This is a genomic window from Pseudomonas sp. W2-17 (assembly GCF_041060445.1).
In the GTDB taxonomy this organism is placed as follows: domain Bacteria; phylum Pseudomonadota; class Gammaproteobacteria; order Pseudomonadales; family Pseudomonadaceae; genus Aquipseudomonas.
The window spans coordinates 84,975-100,916 of the sequence record NZ_JAUFNS010000020.1 but is presented as its reverse complement, the minus strand read 5'-3'; the positions used below and the strand labels follow the sequence as shown (position 1 = coordinate 100,916).

Sequence of the window (15,942 nt, the reverse complement as noted above, 5' to 3'; positions counted from 1 at the left end):
GCTGGACCTGTTGGAGTAAGCGGGGTGGCCCTCCACCTTGCTCAAGAAGGCGGTATTCCAGCCGCTGAAGAATCGGTGAGTGTACGCGGACCTGTGGGAGTGAGCTTGCTCACGAAGAGGCCATTTCAACCGCTGCATATGGAGTGGATGTACCGGCCCCTTCGCGAGCAAGCTCGCTCCCACGGGATGGTGATTCGGCTTGAGACGTCGTCCAGTTTGATGGAGAGACTGGCAAGCCCACGCATTCACCCCAACCCGTATTTCTTCACCTTGTCGAACAACGTGGTCTTGGCCATGCCCAGCTCCTGGCTGGCCTGACTGAGATTCCCGCCGCTGCGCTGCAACGCCTCGCCCAGCAGGTTCTTCTCAAACGCTTCCACCGCTTCGGCGAAATCAAGGCTCTGGGTGGCGACTTCCGTGCCGGCCGTCTTGAACGCCGGCAGGCCCAATGCGTAGCGCTCGGCGACGTTGCGCAGCTCGCGCACGTTGCCCGGCCAGTCGTGAGCCAGCAGCGCCGAGCGGGTCTGTGCATCCAGCTGTGGCGCTTCACGGTCGAAACGCAGCGACGACTGCTGCAGAAAATGTTCGAACAATTGCAGGATGTCTTCGCGCCGCTCGCGCAAGGGCGGCAGTTCGAGGGTCACCACGTTGAGCCGGTAATACAGGTCGCTGCGAAACTGGCCCGCTTTGCTCAGCGCATTCAGCTCAGACTTTGTCGCTGCGATCACCCGGCAATCCACCGCCACGCTCTGGTTCGAACCCAGTCGCTCCAGCGTGCGCTCCTGCAACACCCGCAGCAGCTTGATCTGCAGGTTGATCGGCATGCTTTCCACTTCGTCGAGAAACAGCGTGCCGTTGTGCGCGTGTTCGATCTTGCCGATGCGGCGTTTGCCGGCGCCGGTGAACGCGTTAGCCTCATGACCGAATATCTCGCTCTCGAACAGGCTTTCCGGCAGGCCGCCGCAGTTCAGTGCTACGAACTGATGGTCATGGCGGCGGCTGAAGTCATGCAGGCAGCGAGCGACGAGTTCTTTCCCGGTGCCGGTTTCGCCTTCGATCAGCACATTGGCCGAGGTGTCCGCGACGTTGGCGATCAGCGCGCGCAGGGTCTGCATCGCCTGGGAGCGGCCAATGATCTTGCCTTCCAGGGAGTTACGTTCGGCCAGTTGCCGGCGCAGCGACCAGACTTCCCGAGCCAGCCCGCGCTGCTCCAGGGCGCGGCGGGCGGCGTCGACCAGGCGCTCGGGAGAGAAGGGCTTTTCCATGAAATCGTACGCGCCATCGCGCATCGCACCGACCGCCATCGAGACGTCGCCGTGACCGGTGATCAGCACCACGGGCAGGGTCCGGTCGCGTTCTTTCAGGCGCTTGAGCAGCTCAAGCCCGTCCATGCCCGGCAGGCGAATGTCACTGATGACGATGCCGGCGAAGTTCTCACTGACCAACGCCAGCGCTTCTTCCGCGCTGCCCACGCCCTGGCTGTGAATGTCTTCCAACGCCAGCGCCTGTTGGCAGCCGAGCAGGACATGCGGATCGTCTTCGACGATGAGGACCGTCAGATCAGTGTTCATGGTGTATTCCAGTGCGTGCCCGCGAAGCGGTGTGTCAGGTTTTTGGACAGGGTGACTGCCCCAAAGCTTTCGCGAGCAAACAGGCTCCGAAAATGTCCGGCAATGCGTTGATCTCTCATACATCCGCCGCCCGGGAATCAACCAGAGGCAAGACCAGCACGAACATCGTGCCGCCCTCGGCCGGGTCTTCAGCGTTGAGCGTGCCGCCTGCCGCAGCGGCGAGGCTGGCGGACAGCGTCAGGCCCAACCCCAGGCCCTGTTCACCCGGCTTGGTGGTAAAGAAGGGTTCGAACAAATGCTTGCGCGCTTCGGCGTCGATGCCGTGACCGTTGTCCCGCACGCGCAACCGATAGCGTCCCTCGAACACCTCACCGTCCAGCCACAGAGTCGGCAGCGGCTGCGCCTGCATGGCGTCCAGCGCGTTGCCGATCAGGTTGACCAGGATCTGCTCAAGGCGGGTCTGGTCGATCGCCAACTCCACGTCGTCGATCTGCTGATGCAACTCCAGCGACGCATTGTCCAGACGGGCCGCGAGTAACTGCAGTGCGGCCTCGACTGCCTTGCTCAGCGACGCCTGGCCCTTGTCTTCTCCGCGCCGGGCGAAGGCACGCAGGCTGGCCGTGATGCGGCCCATGCGATCCACCAGATCGTTGATGGTGCGCAGGTTCGCACTCGCGGTGTCCAGCGCGCCCCGTTCGAGAAACCGAACGGTGTTGCCCGACAAGGTGCGCAGCGCGGCCAGTGGCTGATTCAGTTCATGGGCGATGCTGGTGGACATCTGGCCGATGGCCGCGAGTTTGCCGGCCTGGATCAATTCGTCCTGGGCCTGGCGCAGGGTTTCCTCGGCCTGGCGGCGTTCACGAATCTGGCCCTTCAGGCGTTCGTTGCTGGCGCGCAGGTCGGCGGTGCGGTCGGTGATGCGCCGTTCCAGCTCGTTGTTCGCCTGCTCCAGCGCTTCACGGGCGGCGAGGCGGGTGGAAATCACCTTGCGCCGCTCGTTCCAGGCAATCAGCAGAAACGCCACCAGCGCGCAGGCGACGGCGACCAGCATGCCCTGATTGGCGGCTTCCCGGCGCAAGTCTTCCAGCGGCGTCAGCAGGGTCAGGTGCCAGGGCGTGTCAGCCAGTTCGCGGGTCTGCGCCAAATAACTCACCACCGTGTGCTCATGGTCGACGCTGGTGTTCGCAGGAAAGGTCAGCTTCTCGACCCCGTCGGCAATCGATTCACGTTCCAGCGGCACCAGCTCGTTGAGCGGCCACCAGTAATATTGCAGGCTGCGCGCCAGCCGCTCCTTGATCTCGGCGGTCAGCGGGCGGACTGATTTGAGGCGTCGCGCCGGGTCACTGGAGAGAATGATGATGCCGTTCTCGTCGCTGACAAACGCCTCCAGGCGCGCGCGTTGCCAGCGTTCTTCCAGCGCTTCGAGCCGGACCTTGATCACTGCGACGCCGATGATCTTGCCTTTCTCTTCCAGCCCGTGGGCCAGGTAGTAACCCGGTTCGCCGGTGGTGCTGCCGATGCCGTAGAAGCGGCCCGGCAGACCGCGAATCGCGTCCTGATAATAGGCGCGGAAGGACAGGTCTTCACCGAGGTAACTGTCGGCGTCGCGCCAGTTGCTGGTCGCCAGCACCCGGCCGGTGGTGTCCAGCACATAGATGGCCCGACTGCGGCTGCGCCGGTTCAGACCTTCGAGGTAATCGTTGACCTTGGCGCGCAACTCCGCAGACGGATTGTTGAGCAGGTCGGAAACATTGGATTCCAGCTCCAGCACGCTGGGCAGGTAGTTGTACTTGTTGATCTCGCTCTCGACGGTGCGCGCGTGCAGCTCCAGCTGACGCTGACCGTTTTCACCCAGCGCCTTGATGGCGTTCTTCTCGCTGTACAGATACGTGACGTAACCCAGCGCAATCATCAGCAGGATGATCAGCGGCGGCACGAACAGATGGCGGATCAGTCGGGGTTTCACGGCGAGTGATGGCGGCGCGGCGCGGTAGAGAGGGGGGTCGCATTTCATCACAGTCGTCCTGGACCCACCAGCCGCTCGTTCCATCCTGGATGAACGAGCGGTCGGTGGTTTTTACGCCCTCGAAGGGCTAATGCTTTTAGTGCTGCAGGATTTTGTTGAGGAACTGCTGAGCCCGCTCGGAACGCGCGTTGACGTCGCCGAAGAACTCTTCCTTCTCGCAGTCTTCGACGATCTGACCCTTGTCCATGAAGATCACCCGATCCGCCACTTTGCGGGCGAAGCCCATTTCGTGGGTCACGCACATCATGGTCATGCCTTCGTGGGCCAGTTGCACCATCACGTCGAGCACTTCGTTGACCATTTCCGGGTCGAGCGCGGAGGTCGGTTCGTCGAACAGCATCACCACCGGGTCCATCGCCAGCGCGCGGGCAATCGCCACACGCTGTTGCTGGCCGCCCGACAGTTGCCCCGGATGCTTGTGGGCGTGGGCCGACAGGCCGACACGTTCGAGCAGTTGCAGGCCTTTTTTCGTGGCTTCTTCCTTGCTGCGGCCCAGCACCTTGATCTGCGCGATGGTCAGGTTTTCGGTGATGGTCAGGTGCGGAAACAGCTCGAAATGCTGGAACACCATGCCGACGCGCGAACGCAGTTTCGGCAGATTGGTTTTCGGGTCAGCGATCGAGGTGCCATCGACCACGATGTCGCCTTTCTGAAACGGCTCCAGCGCGTTGACGCACTTGATCAGCGTGGACTTGCCCGAGCCCGACGGGCCGCAGACGACGATCACTTCGCCTTTTTTGACCTCAGTGCTGCAATCGGTCAGCACCTGGAAGTCCCCATACCACTTGTTGATATTTTTGATGGAAATCATACGGCTAACCTTTTTTGCATGAACTTGACCAGGCGCGACGCGGCGAAGCTGATCGTGAAGTACACCAGACCGGCGACAATCAGGAACTCGTTGGAGCGCCCGATGATGTCGCCGCTGGAGCGTGCCGAGTTGAGGAAGTCGACCAGACCGACCGTGTAGACCAGCGAGGTGTCCTGAAACAGGATGATGCTCTGCTGCAACAGCAGCGGGGTCATCTTGCGGAACGCCTGGGGCAGGATGATCAGGCGCATCATCTGGCCGTAGGTCATGCCCAATGCTTGAGCTGCGCCCATCTGGCCACGGGAAATCGACTGCACGCCGGCCCGCACGATTTCACAGAAGTAGGCCGCCTCGAACATCATGAACGCCACGACGCAGGAGGTGAACGCGCCGATCGGCGTGTCTTCGCCGGTGATCCAGCGCAGCACGAACGGCACCGCCAGGTAGAACCAGGTGATGACCAGCAGCAGTGGGATAGACCGGAAGTAGTTGACGTAGGCGCCGGCAATACGTGACGCCAGCTTGTTCGACGACAACCGCATCAGCGCGAGAATCGTGCCGATGATGATGCCGCCCACGATGCCCATGACCATCAACTGCAGGGTCATGAGCATGCCGTTCCACATGCCCGGGATGGCGGGGATCACTCCAGAGAAGTCCATTATTTACCTCCCACGGAGATCAGGCCCGGCACCGCGACTTTCTTCTCGACCAGACGCATGAGCAGCATCAGGCTCATGTTCAGGGTGAAGTAGATCAGCGTGGCCAGGGTGAAGGCTTCAAACAGGTTCGCGGAAAACTCGGCGGTCTGTTTGGTCTGCGCGAGCAATTCCATCAGGCCGATCAGCGACGCCACGGACGAGTTCTTGAACACGTTGAGGAATTCGGAGGTAAGCGGCGGAATGATGATCCGGTACGCCTGGGGCAGCAGCACGTTCCAGTAGATCTGCGGCAGCTTGAAACCCATGGCGCGGGCGGCGGATTCCTGCCCCACCGGCAACGCCTGAATACCGGTGCGCACCTGTTCGCAGACACGTGCGGCGGTGAACAGGCCCAGGCACACGACAACACTCAGGAACGCCGAGGTGGTCGGGTTAAGGTCCTGCTTGTACCACTCCTGCAAATTCTCAGGCAGCAGATCCGGCACCAGAAAGTACCAGATGAACAGCTGCACCAGCAGTGGCACGTTACGGAAAATTTCCACGTAAATCGCGGCGATTGAAGAAACGATGCGGTTTGGCACCGTGCGCATGACCCCGAGCACCGAGCCCAGCAGCAACGCAATGATCCAGGCAGCGACGGCAATGGCGATGGTCCAGCCCAGCCCGGTGATGTACCAGTCCAGATAGGTCTCGCTGCCGACGCCCGTGGACTTGAAGAACACGCCCCAGTCCCAGTTGTAATTCATCAGGGTCTCCCCCTTATTGATCGTTATGCACGCACACGCCAGGTCGCGGCTTCCGAAGACGCAGGGCGTCTCCGGAAGTCAGGCTTTTCACGTTTTCAGAATGGCGGAGCGAAGGACTCAGGCCTTCTTGTCCGGCGCCGGCTTGTCGTTCGGGTTGGCGATCAGCGCTTTGAGCTGTTCGCTCATCGGGAACATCAGGTTCAGGCCTTTTGGCGGAATCGGCTGAGTGAACCACTTGTCGTAGATCTTGTTGATCTCGTCCGATTTGTAGGTCGCAACGATGGCGTCGTCGACGGCTTTCTTGAACGCAGGGTCTTCCTTGCGAACCATGCAGCCGTAGATTTCGTAGGACTGAGGAGTGCCGGTAACGGCCCAGTCGGTCGGCTTCTTGGCCTTGGCCATTTCGCCGGCGAGCAGGGCGTCATCCATCATGAAAGCAACGGCGCGGCCCGATTCCAGCATCTGGAACGACTCGCCGTGGTCTTTGGCAGAGATGACATTCATGCCCATCTGCTTGTCGGCGTTCATCGCCTTGAGGATGCGCTCGGACGTGGTGCCCGCCGTGGTCACGACGTTCTTGCCTTTGAGGTCGTCGAAGTCTTTGTAGGACGAGTCAGCCTTGCTCAGCAGACGGGTGCCGATTTCGAAGATGCCGACGGAGAAGTCGACTTGCTGGGCGCGCTCGGCGTTGTTGGTGGTCGAACCGCATTCAACGTCGACGGTGCCGTTCTGCACCAACGGGATACGGGTCTGGGAAGTGACCAGGTTGTACTTGACCTTCAGATCAGGCATGTCCAGGTCTTTCTTGATCGCTTCGACGATCTTCAGCTGGATGTCAGCGGAGTAGCCCACGGGCACGCCGGAAGCGTCAGCGATGTAGGAAAAAGGAATGGAGGAGTCGCGGTGACCGAGGGTGATGGTGCCGGACTCTTTGATTTTCTTCAGAGTGCCCGTCAGTTCGGCGGCGAAAACAGGGGTGGTGATCAAAGCGGCAGCAATGGCTGCGCCCAGGATGTGGGGAACGATGCGCATCGGGTTTACCTCGACATTGTTTTTTTTATTGGGCCGGTGTTGGACGGCCCTATCGTTTCAGAGCGCTTCAACGGCGGCCCAGTCAGGCGACACGCTACATCGAAGCAATCGTGCAAGAGTGTAGAGCATGAGTCATGCCAGAGATGTGACCGAAGCTAAGCGTATGGATTTGCTGATTATTTTTGGCGGGGGATGAGCGAGAAGGGGGGCGGGCTGTCCGGGATTCCGAACTGAACGGGGAAGGGTGTTCGGGAATCCGAATGGTATCGCAGGGAGTTAATAGTGTGTAGCCAATGGTTTTGCTGTGTGATTTCTGACGCTTTCCCGGCTGAAGCCGGTCCTACAAAATCGCGTCATTTCAGTAGGACGGCTTTAGCCGGGAATTCGGTCTGGCAAATTATGCGTGGATCTTTGGTGCCGACACTGACCAGTCAAGCCGGTCAATAGCCCCGTTGGTGCTTGCGACGTTGTCCAGGTACCGCTGGACGTTCTCGTGCTCCTGGGCAGTGGTGAACAAACCGAGCTTGGTCCGGCGCCAAAGAATGTCTTCGGCCTTGGTCGCCCATTCCTCGCTGCACAGGTAATCCACTTCGCGGCTGTACAGACCGCCGCCCAAATGTTCGCCCATGTCGCTCAGTGTCTGAACGCCCTCCACAATGCGCCAGCTGCGTGAACCGTAGGTAATCGACCAACGCTTGGCGATTTCCGCCGGAAGCCAGCTGCAACGCTGTTCCAGTTGCGCCGCCAACAGCTCAGGCGTGGTCATGCTTTCACCGCCTGGGAGGCTGGCTTTTGCGGTCCAGCTTGGCTTCATCTGCGGGAAGAACGGCGCCAATTGCTGCATCGCCGATTCCGCCAGCTTCCGATAAGTCGTCAGCTTGCCGCCGAACACGGAAAGGATCGGCGCTTCTTGAGCACTGCCCGACAGCGACAGGGTGTAGTCGCGGGTGATCGCCGACGGGTTGTCCGACTCGTCATTGCACAGCGGACGCACGCCCGACCACGTGCTCAGAATGTCGGCGCGGCTGAGTTGCTTCTTGAAGTGGTCGTTGACGATTTTCAGCAGGTAATCGGTCTCGCCTTCGGTGATCGCTACTTTCCCCGGATCGCCGGAGTACTCGCGGTCGGTCGTACCGATGATGGTGAAGCGTTCCAGGTACGGAATGGCAAACACGATGCGCTGATCTTCGTTCTGCAGGATGAACGCGTTTTCACCTTCGTACAGTTTCGGCACGATCAAGTGGCTGCCCTGAATCAGACGAATGCCGTACTGCGATTCGAGCTTCAGGTCTTCACGAATGAATTTGGCGACCCATGGACCGGCTGCGTTGACCAGCGCTTTGGCGCGAATGGAAAACAGGCTGCCGTCCGCACGCTCCATGTTCATGTGCCACACGCCGCCACTGCGACGGGCGCCCAGGCAGCGGGTCTGGGTATGAATGTGCGCGCCTTTTTCACGGGCGGCCATGGCGTTGAGAACCACCAGACGTGCGTCGTCAACCCAGCAATCGGAGTACTCGAAGCCCTTGGTGATCGAGCTGTTCAGTGGGCTGTTGGCGCCAAAGCGAATGGTCTTCGACGCTGCCAGCTTCTCGCGTTTGCCAAGGTGGTCATACAAGAACAAGCCGGCACGGATCATCCACGCAGGGCGCAGGTGCGGGCGGTGAGGCAATACGAAACGCATCGGCTTGACGATGTGCGGCGCTTTTTCCAGCAGCACCTCTCGTTCAGCCAGCGCTTCGCGAACCAGACGGAATTCGTAATGTTCCAGGTAACGCAGCCCACCGTGGATCAGCTTGCTGCTGGCTGAAGAGGTGTGGCTGGCGAGGTCATCCTTCTCGCAGAGAAAGACCGAGAGGCCCCGGCCCGATGCGTCTGCCGCGATACCGACACCATTGATGCCACCACCGATCACGGCAACGTCATAGACCTCGGAAAGGGGGGGTGTCGGCAAACTGGACTGGGCCATCGGGGCCTCCTGAGTGTTCGATCACGTTCGAATGCTGCGCGACAAGGCGGGCGAATTCGAACATTTATGTTCATTTCCGAAAATAGTAGCGCAATAAGGCGACCACAGCCACTCAGTTTTCATTGAAAATACTGATGGGAGAGCGAGGAAAGGAACAAAAGCGAACATCGGAGGTGAAGCGGGCGCTGGAGTCGCGCTCGCCCATGGATCGAGGGTTAAACCACTTCCAGCCGAATCTTGTTCTGCGTCAGCAGTTGCGCCAGCGCAGGCACAGGCGTCTGGTCCGTCACCAGGCAATCGATCAGCGTGATCGGCCCTAGGCGAACCATCGCGTTACGGCCGAACTTGCTGGAGTCTGCAGCCAGAATCACCTGACGCGCGTTGGCGATGATCGCCTGGGAAACGCGGACCTCCTGATAATCAAAATCCAGCAGACTGCCGTCTTCATCGATCCCGCTAATGCCCACCAGGGCGAAATCGACCTTGAACTGCGTGATGAAATCCACGCTCGCCTGACCGACCACGCCGCCATCCCGGCGCACATTGCCGCCTGCCAGCAGCACTTCGAAGTCGTCCTTGCCGCTGAGAATCGACGCCACGTGCAGGTTGTTGGTGATGATCTTCAGGTGGTTGTGGTTGAGCAGCGCGCGGGCAATGGATTCGGTGGTGGTGCCGATGTTGATGAACAGCGACGCGTGATCCGGAATCTGCGCGGCGATGGCCTCGGCGATGCGTTGCTTCTCATCACGCATCTGATCGGCACGCATGGCGTAGGCAGTGTTTTCGATGCTGGAGTCGTAGGCCGCGCCGCCGTGGTAGCGACGCAGGAGGTTCATTTCCGCGAGCTGATTGATGTCGCGGCGGATGGTTTGCGGGGTCACGACGAACAGCTGCGCCATTTCCTCGATGCTGACGTAGCCGCGCTCGCGGACCAGCTCGAGGATCTGCTGTTGACGGGGTGGCAGATTCATTTTTTATCCTTCGGGCACGGGCGCCCATGATGCCGCAGGCAGCCATTGCCTGTCAGCCGGAAAAAATGTCTCTGCCGCTCCGTTCAGGATCGTGCTTATTCAGCTTCTTCGTGGGGTTCCCAGTCGCGCGTACGGTCCACCGCCTTGCGCCAGCCGGCGTACAGTTTTTCCTTCTCGGCGTCATCGCATTGCGGCTCGAACTTGCGCTCGATGACCGCCTTGCCCTTCAGCTCGTCCAGCCCGCTCCAGAAACCGATCGCGAGGCCGGCCAGATACGCCGCGCCCAGTGCAGTGGTTTCGCGCATTTTCGGGCGCTCCACCGGCGTGCCAAGAATGTCGGCCTGGAACTGCATGAGGAAGTTGTTTGCCACTGCGCCGCCGTCAACGCGAAGGGCCTTGAGGGGCTCGCCGGCGTCCTGTTGCATGGCGTCGAGCACGTCGCGGGTCTGGTAGGCGATGGACTCCAGCGCGGCACGAATGATGTGATCGACCTTCACGCCACGGGTCAGGCCGAACAAGGCGCCGCGTGCATACGGGTCCCAGTAGGGCGCACCCAGACCGGTGAAAGCTGGCACCAGGTAGACGCCATTGCTGTTCTTCACTTTGGTGGCGAAGTATTCGGTGTCCATGGAGTCGTTGACGATTTTCAACTCGTCGCGCAGCCATTGCACGGTGGAGCCGCCGTTGAATACAGCGCCTTCCAGCGCATACGCCACTTCACCGCGCGGACCGCAGCCGATGGTGGTCAACAGGCCGTGATTGGATTTCACGGCTTTCTTGCCCGTGTTCATCAGCAGGAAGCAGCCGGTGCCGTAGGTGTTCTTCGCCTGACCCGGCTCGACGCACATCTGGCCGAACAACGCTGATTGCTGATCGCCGGCAATCCCGGCGATGGGAATGCCGCTTTTGCTGTGGCCGTAGACTTCGGACGACGACTTGACCTCCGGCAACATCTCCCGGGGCACGTCGAGCACGTCGAGCATGCGCTGATCCCACTCCAGCGTATGGATGTTGAACATCATCGTGCGAGAAGCGTTGGTGTAGTCGGTGACGTGCACTTTGCCGCCGGTGAATTTCCAGATCAGCCAGCTATCGACAGTACCGAACAGCAGCTCGCCGCGGCGGGCGCGCTCGCGGCTGCCCTCAACGTGATCAAGAATCCACTTCAGTTTGCTGCCGGAAAAGTACGGGTCGATGACCAGACCGGTGGTATCGCGGATGTAGTCTTCGAGACCGTCGCGCTTGAGCTGCTGGCAGATCTCGGTGCTGCGGCGGCATTGCCAGACGACTGCGTTGTAGATCGGCCGGCCGGTGTCTTTCTCCCAGACCACCGTGGTTTCGCGCTGGTTGGTAATACCGATCGCGGCGATCTGGTTGTGGTGCAGGTTGGCCTGGGCCAGCACCTTGGTCATGCACGCAGTCTGGGTCGCGAAGATTTCCATCGGATCGTGCTCGACCCAACCAGGCTGGGGATAATGCTGAACGAACTCGCTCTGGGCGCTGCTCACCACGTTGGCATCACGGTCAAAAATGATGGCGCGGGAACTGGTGGTGCCTTGATCCAGAGCGATGATGTAATTCTTATTTTCGGTGTCGGTCATGGTGAATGCCTGTGATGAAACGAGATTCCGGAAACTGCCGTCCGTTTTGTTGCCTGTGCCAAGTGCCTTTGGGCACTGAATACCGGGATGGCGTCAAGGAAGCAAGCGGGATATTCGTATTCGAAAAAATATAGACGTAAACGAACCTTGTCAAAGGTCGAAAGCGAACCTTATCGATGAAAGTTTCGAGTCGCCGATATTAGTGGATAAGTCCTGCGCAAACGCAGGCATTTCGATAACCGATGGCCTAAAGTATCGGCAGCAAACAAGAAAGTGTCTGGCTGTCTGGAGCACTGCATGACCCCTGCATTGGATTTACTGAAAAAGGTTCGCGCCGAACATCGCGTGCACAGTTACGAGCACGATCCCAAAGCCGCGTCCTATGGCCTGGAAGCGGCAGAAAAGCTCGATCTGGCCCCCGCTCAGGTGTTCAAGACCCTGCTGGCCAGCACCGAAAAAGGCGAGCTGCTGGTCGCGGTGGTCCCCGTCGTGGGCTCGCTGGACCTGAAAGCGCTGGCCCATGCCGCAGGCGCAAAAAAAGCAGAGATGGCTGACCCGGCCGCCGCCCAACGTGCCACCGGTTATCTCTTGGGCGGGATCAGCCCGCTGGGGCAGAAGAGAAGGCTGCGCACCTTCATCGATGAGTCCGCTCAACCTTTCGCGACGATTTTTGTCAGCGCTGGTCGACGCGGGCTTGAAGTCGAGCTGCCCGCCGCCGTACTTGCACAACACACCGGTGCCTCCTTTGCCCGGATTGGGCGGGAATGATTCGCCAGGTTCGTCAGAAATGCCTGACCCTTTCATGCGGTGATGCTGGCCGCAGATCCGCAGCGCCCGAACCGGGTCGCCGCATGTCTTTACACGGGGATGCCTTCCATGCAGCTTGAATTCCATCAGGTCGATGCCTTCACCGACCGCCCGTTCTCAGGCAACCCGGCAATGGTCTACCGCCTGGACGCCTGGCTTTCCGATCAATTGATGCAGCAGATTGCGTCAGAGCACAATTTGTCGGAGACCGCCTTTCTGGTCCGTGAAGCCCCGGCCTGGCACATCCGCTGGTTCACCCCGACCCATGAAGTGCCGCTCTGCGGGCATGCGACCCTCGCCAGCGCCTTCGTGCTGTTCGAGAAGTATGGCGAGAAGGCTGAAGTCATTCACTTCACCGGTAAATCCGGGCCGCTGAGCGTGAGCCGCGAAAGTCATCGGCTGGTTTTGGACTTTCCGTCGATGCCGCCCGCCGAGCAGGGTGTGACGGTAGAAATCGAGCGTGCTCTCGGCACCGCCGTCGTCGACGTGCTGAGTGCTGCGGAATTGCTCGTGGTGCTGGAGTCCGAGCAGGCGGTTCGAGATTGCAAGCCCGACTTTGCCGCCCTCGCGCGATTGCCGTGGCCGGGTGTGATCGTGACCGCCAAGGGTGACGGCGAACGCTACGACTTTGTCTCGCGCTACTTCGCGCCGGGCATCGGCATCAATGAAGACCCGGTCACTGGCTCGACACACTGCAGCCTGATTCCTTACTGGTCGGCGCGCCTGAACAAATTCAGCCTGACGGGTTATCAGGCGTCGGCGCGGGGAGGGGAGCTGTTCTGCCGGCTGGAGGGTGACCGAGTGAAGATTGGCGGGCACGCGACGCTGGTGGCCAGCGGCGCGTTGATACTCGGATAGTTGATGCGGGTGAAGGTGCCTGATCGAGAGTGACAGGCCTTCAGATCGCGACGTCCCGATGCACCGGCACGCTGCCCGAGGTTGGAAACAGCACCAGATGCTCGGCTGAGACGTCGAACCCGACCTGATCTCCGGCGCGCAGATCCACGTGGCTGGGGAACAACGCCTCCAGCTGCGTGCCGGTCGGCAACTGCAGGCGATACAAGGTGGCCGCGCCCTGGAAGGTCAGGCTCGCGACGCGGGCCTTGATCGGGCTGTCGGGCGCATAAATAAGGTCGTCAGGACGCAGCAGCACATCCATCGGGGTGCCGCGCGCGCCGGCGTAGGCACGATTGCCCCGCAGCACGCCCAATTCGGTCTGCACCGACTCGGCATCAATCATGTGCCCGCGAATGAAATAACCCTGTCCGACGAAACTGGCGACATAAGGCGTCGCCGGCTCGTGATAGAGGTTGTAGGGCGTGTCCCACTGCTCCAGCCGACCATCCCTGAACACGCCGACGTGATCGCTAACGGCAAAGGCTTCTTCCTGGTCGTGGGTCACCAGAATCGCGCTGGTGCCACGGGCCTTGAGAATGTCGCGCACCTCATGGCTCAAGCGCCGACGCAACTCGCCATCCAGGTTTGAAAACGGCTCATCCAGCAGCAGCAACTGCGGCTCCGGCGCGAGTGCGCGGGCCAGCGCCACACGTTGCTGCTGTCCACCGGAAAGCTCGTGGGGATGACGCATGCCAAGCGCGCCGAGATTGACCAGCTCCAGCATCTCCTGGACCACCTGCTTCTGGCGCGGATGATTGCGGATGCCGAAGGCGATGTTGTCCGCGACGGTGAGATGCGGAAACAGGGCGTAGTCCTGAAACACCATGCCGATCCGGCGCTTCTCCGGGGCCAGGGTAAACCCGGCCCGGGAAATGACGTCGCCCGCCAGCGTGATCTCGCCTTCATGTACCGGCTCGAAACCGGCGATGGCGCGCAGGGTGGTGGTCTTGCCGCAGCCGGACGAACCCAGCAGGCAGCCGATGTCGCCGGCATTCAGGTGCAGATTGAGGTTCTGCACCACCCGTTGGTCCTGATAACCGCAGGCGAGGTTATGCAGGGTCAGCAGCAGGGGCTGGCTCATGGGGCAGTAAAGGCCGGCGCCACGAGGAATTCGAGCAGGGCTTTCTGCGCATGCAGCCGGTTCTCCGCCTGATCCCACGCCACCGAACGCGGGTCATCCAGCAAGTCTTCGCTGATCTCTTCGCCACGGTGCGCTGGCAGGCAGTGCATGAAAATCACATCGTCAGCAGCGCGGTCGAGCATTTCGCGGGTGACCTGAAAAGGCTTGAACAAGGCCAGACGCTTGGCGGCTTCTTCCTCCTGTCCCATGGACGTCCAGACATCGGTGGAGACCAGATGCGTACCTCGCACCGCTTCGTGGGGGTCACGGGTCAGGGTCACGCGATCGCCCGCCAGGGCCAGAAAATGCGCGCTGGGTTCGTAGCCTTCCGGGCAGGCGACCCGCAACTGAAAGTCGAACTGAATCGCTGCTTCTATATAGCTGTTGCACATGTTGTTGCCGTCGCCGATCCACGCCACGGTCTTGCCCTGAATGGAGCCGCGGTGTTCGAGGAACGTTTGCATGTCCGCCAGCAACTGGCAGGGATGAAGGTCGTCAGACAGGCCGTTGATTACCGGCACGCGGGAATGGGCGGCGAATTCGGTGAGGTTGCTGTGGGCGAAGGTCCGGATCATCACGGCATCGACCATCCGCGACATGACCCGGGCGCCATCGGCAATCGGCTCGCCACGACCCAGCTGGGTGTCCCGAGGGGAGAGGAAGATGGCCTGGCCGCCGAGCTGGATCATTCCGGCTTCGAACGAGACACGGGTCCGGGTCGAGGACTTTTCGAAGATCATCGCCAGGATGCGGCCCTTCAATGGTTCGAAGAGTACGCCTCGATTTCGCAGGGCCTTCAGCTCAACGCCGCGACGAATCACCCCGACCAGCTCAGCGGGGGTGTAGTCCATCATCGAGAGAAAGTGCCTTGCGCTCATCATTAACTACCTTGTCTGCAACAGACCGCAGATCCTCAAAGCCGGGTTTTTTCGGAAAAACGGGCGAGACCTGCGGCGAAAGCCGCACGGGGCGACGAATAGGGAAGGCGCGAGGGTATAAGAAAATGTCGCCTGATGCCAAGGCCCGCCGTGACGGAAAATTGCCGTCGGACGTTCGGTAGCCTGAAAGCGGCGTTCGCAGGACGCTTTTCATGTAACGAAGTGCTACAGTCATGTTTCTGCGCAGGCCTTTCGCCATCGCATTAGTCCTGATCAGATCGCTCGCTCGTGACACCCTTTGGCGTCGCTGCGATTACTGCCTGATCCGTAACAGTCGCAAACCACTGTGCAGCCTTATGCGACATGCTTCACGCCGCGGAAACCCGGACGTTTCCTAAACCATCGGCGTGGGTTATAAAGGCCGCTTATGTCCTCCAAAAGAGGTGGGGAATGGATTCAAAAGAGCAACAACTGACGGAACTGCTCGGGCTCACGGCTCGAACCCTTACGCACCTCACGGCGTCCATGACGTCGATGTCGTTCGAACTGATGCGCAGCGAAGACGAGGTCACACGTTCTGCGGGGCGTCGGATGATCGATCGCATGGCAACCATCAGCGCCGGCCTCGACGAGCACTGGCGGCTGATCGGCGAACTCACCGGCATCCAGGTGTCTCAGGAGCAGATCGAAACGGTTCATGAGGTGCAGATGCAGCGCAAGGTGGTCACGCCCATCGGTGGCGCTGCTTCCTGAGTGACGTTTCCTTCATCGGGTGAGCTATCGGCTCGCCTGATGGAGCCCGATTCACGGCACTGACGTTTCTGGCGCATCGCCCGGACAGGTCCCATAGT

The 15,942-nt window shown here is 60.6% G+C and carries 14 protein-coding genes; 3 read left to right on the top strand and 11 right to left on the bottom strand.

Annotation, left to right across the window (positions count from 1 at the left end):
• Positions 1-245: 245 nt before the first annotated feature.
• From QWI20_RS21975 to glpK, 9 genes are all read right to left on the bottom strand, one after another.
• Positions 246-1,571 carry a sigma-54-dependent transcriptional regulator gene (locus QWI20_RS21975; RefSeq protein WP_369307205.1) on the bottom strand — a complete coding sequence of 442 codons (1,326 nt, stop codon included), beginning with the start codon at positions 1,569-1,571 and terminating at the stop codon, positions 246-248.
• Positions 1,572-1,686: 115 nt separating this feature from the next.
• Positions 1,687-3,585 carry an ATP-binding protein gene (locus tag QWI20_RS21970; protein WP_369307204.1) on the bottom strand — a complete coding sequence of 633 codons (1,899 nt, stop codon included), beginning with the start codon at positions 3,583-3,585 and terminating at the stop codon, positions 1,687-1,689.
• A gap of 88 nt (positions 3,586-3,673) precedes the next feature.
• On the bottom strand, positions 3,674-4,408 hold the full coding sequence (locus QWI20_RS21965; RefSeq protein WP_037012313.1) for an amino acid ABC transporter ATP-binding protein: 735 nt from the start codon (positions 4,406-4,408) through the stop codon (positions 3,674-3,676).
• On the bottom strand, positions 4,405-5,073 hold the full coding sequence (locus QWI20_RS21960) for an ABC transporter permease subunit (RefSeq protein ID WP_237250559.1): 669 nt from the start codon (positions 5,071-5,073) through the stop codon (positions 4,405-4,407). Before QWI20_RS21960 ends, QWI20_RS21965 begins: the two co-directional genes overlap by 4 nt.
• Positions 5,070-5,816: an amino acid ABC transporter permease gene (locus QWI20_RS21955; protein ID WP_065992535.1), complete on the bottom strand. Its 747-nt coding sequence runs from the start codon at positions 5,814-5,816 to the stop codon at positions 5,070-5,072. The genes QWI20_RS21960 and QWI20_RS21955 overlap by 4 nt, the downstream gene beginning before the upstream one ends.
• Positions 5,817-5,933: 117 nt before the next feature.
• Positions 5,934-6,848 (bottom strand): glutamate/aspartate ABC transporter substrate-binding protein, encoded by a 915-nt coding sequence (locus QWI20_RS21950; protein ID WP_369307203.1) that lies wholly within the window; start codon positions 6,846-6,848, stop codon positions 5,934-5,936.
• Positions 6,849-7,245: 397 nt separating this feature from the next.
• Positions 7,246-8,817, bottom strand: a complete 1,572-nt coding sequence (gene glpD, locus QWI20_RS21945; protein ID WP_369307202.1) for a glycerol-3-phosphate dehydrogenase — start codon at positions 8,815-8,817, stop codon at positions 7,246-7,248.
• 215 nt (positions 8,818-9,032) lie between these two features.
• On the bottom strand, positions 9,033-9,788 hold the full coding sequence (locus QWI20_RS21940; protein WP_074888955.1) for a DeoR/GlpR family transcriptional regulator: 756 nt from the start codon (positions 9,786-9,788) through the stop codon (positions 9,033-9,035).
• 95 nt (positions 9,789-9,883) lie between these two features.
• Complete coding sequence (glpK, locus tag QWI20_RS21935) at positions 9,884-11,389, bottom strand: glycerol kinase GlpK (RefSeq protein WP_192171593.1); 1,506 nt, start codon at positions 11,387-11,389, stop codon at positions 9,884-9,886.
• A 297-nt stretch (positions 11,390-11,686) separates the two neighbouring features.
• Between glpK and ybaK the strand changes: the two genes are divergently transcribed.
• Positions 11,687-12,157, top strand: a complete 471-nt coding sequence (ybaK, locus tag QWI20_RS21930) for a Cys-tRNA(Pro) deacylase (RefSeq protein WP_369307201.1) — start codon at positions 11,687-11,689, stop codon at positions 12,155-12,157.
• Between the two features lie 108 nt (positions 12,158-12,265).
• Positions 12,266-13,054, top strand: a complete 789-nt coding sequence (locus QWI20_RS21925; protein WP_369307200.1) for a PhzF family phenazine biosynthesis protein — start codon at positions 12,266-12,268, stop codon at positions 13,052-13,054.
• Between the two features lie 40 nt (positions 13,055-13,094).
• On the opposite strand, the gene QWI20_RS21920 is transcribed toward QWI20_RS21925, so the two are convergent.
• Together QWI20_RS21920 and argF are read right to left on the bottom strand one after the other, a co-directional pair.
• Positions 13,095-14,174, bottom strand: a complete 1,080-nt coding sequence (locus QWI20_RS21920; protein WP_369307199.1) for an ABC transporter ATP-binding protein — start codon at positions 14,172-14,174, stop codon at positions 13,095-13,097.
• Complete coding sequence (argF, locus tag QWI20_RS21915; protein WP_369307198.1) at positions 14,171-15,091, bottom strand: ornithine carbamoyltransferase; 921 nt, start codon at positions 15,089-15,091, stop codon at positions 14,171-14,173. Before argF ends, QWI20_RS21920 begins: the two co-directional genes overlap by 4 nt.
• Positions 15,092-15,541: 450 nt before the next feature.
• On the opposite strand from argF, the gene QWI20_RS21910 reads away from it, so the two are divergent.
• Positions 15,542-15,844 carry a hypothetical protein gene (locus tag QWI20_RS21910; RefSeq protein WP_192171588.1) on the top strand — a complete coding sequence of 101 codons (303 nt, stop codon included), beginning with the start codon at positions 15,542-15,544 and terminating at the stop codon, positions 15,842-15,844.
• Positions 15,845-15,942 lie beyond the last annotated feature (98 nt).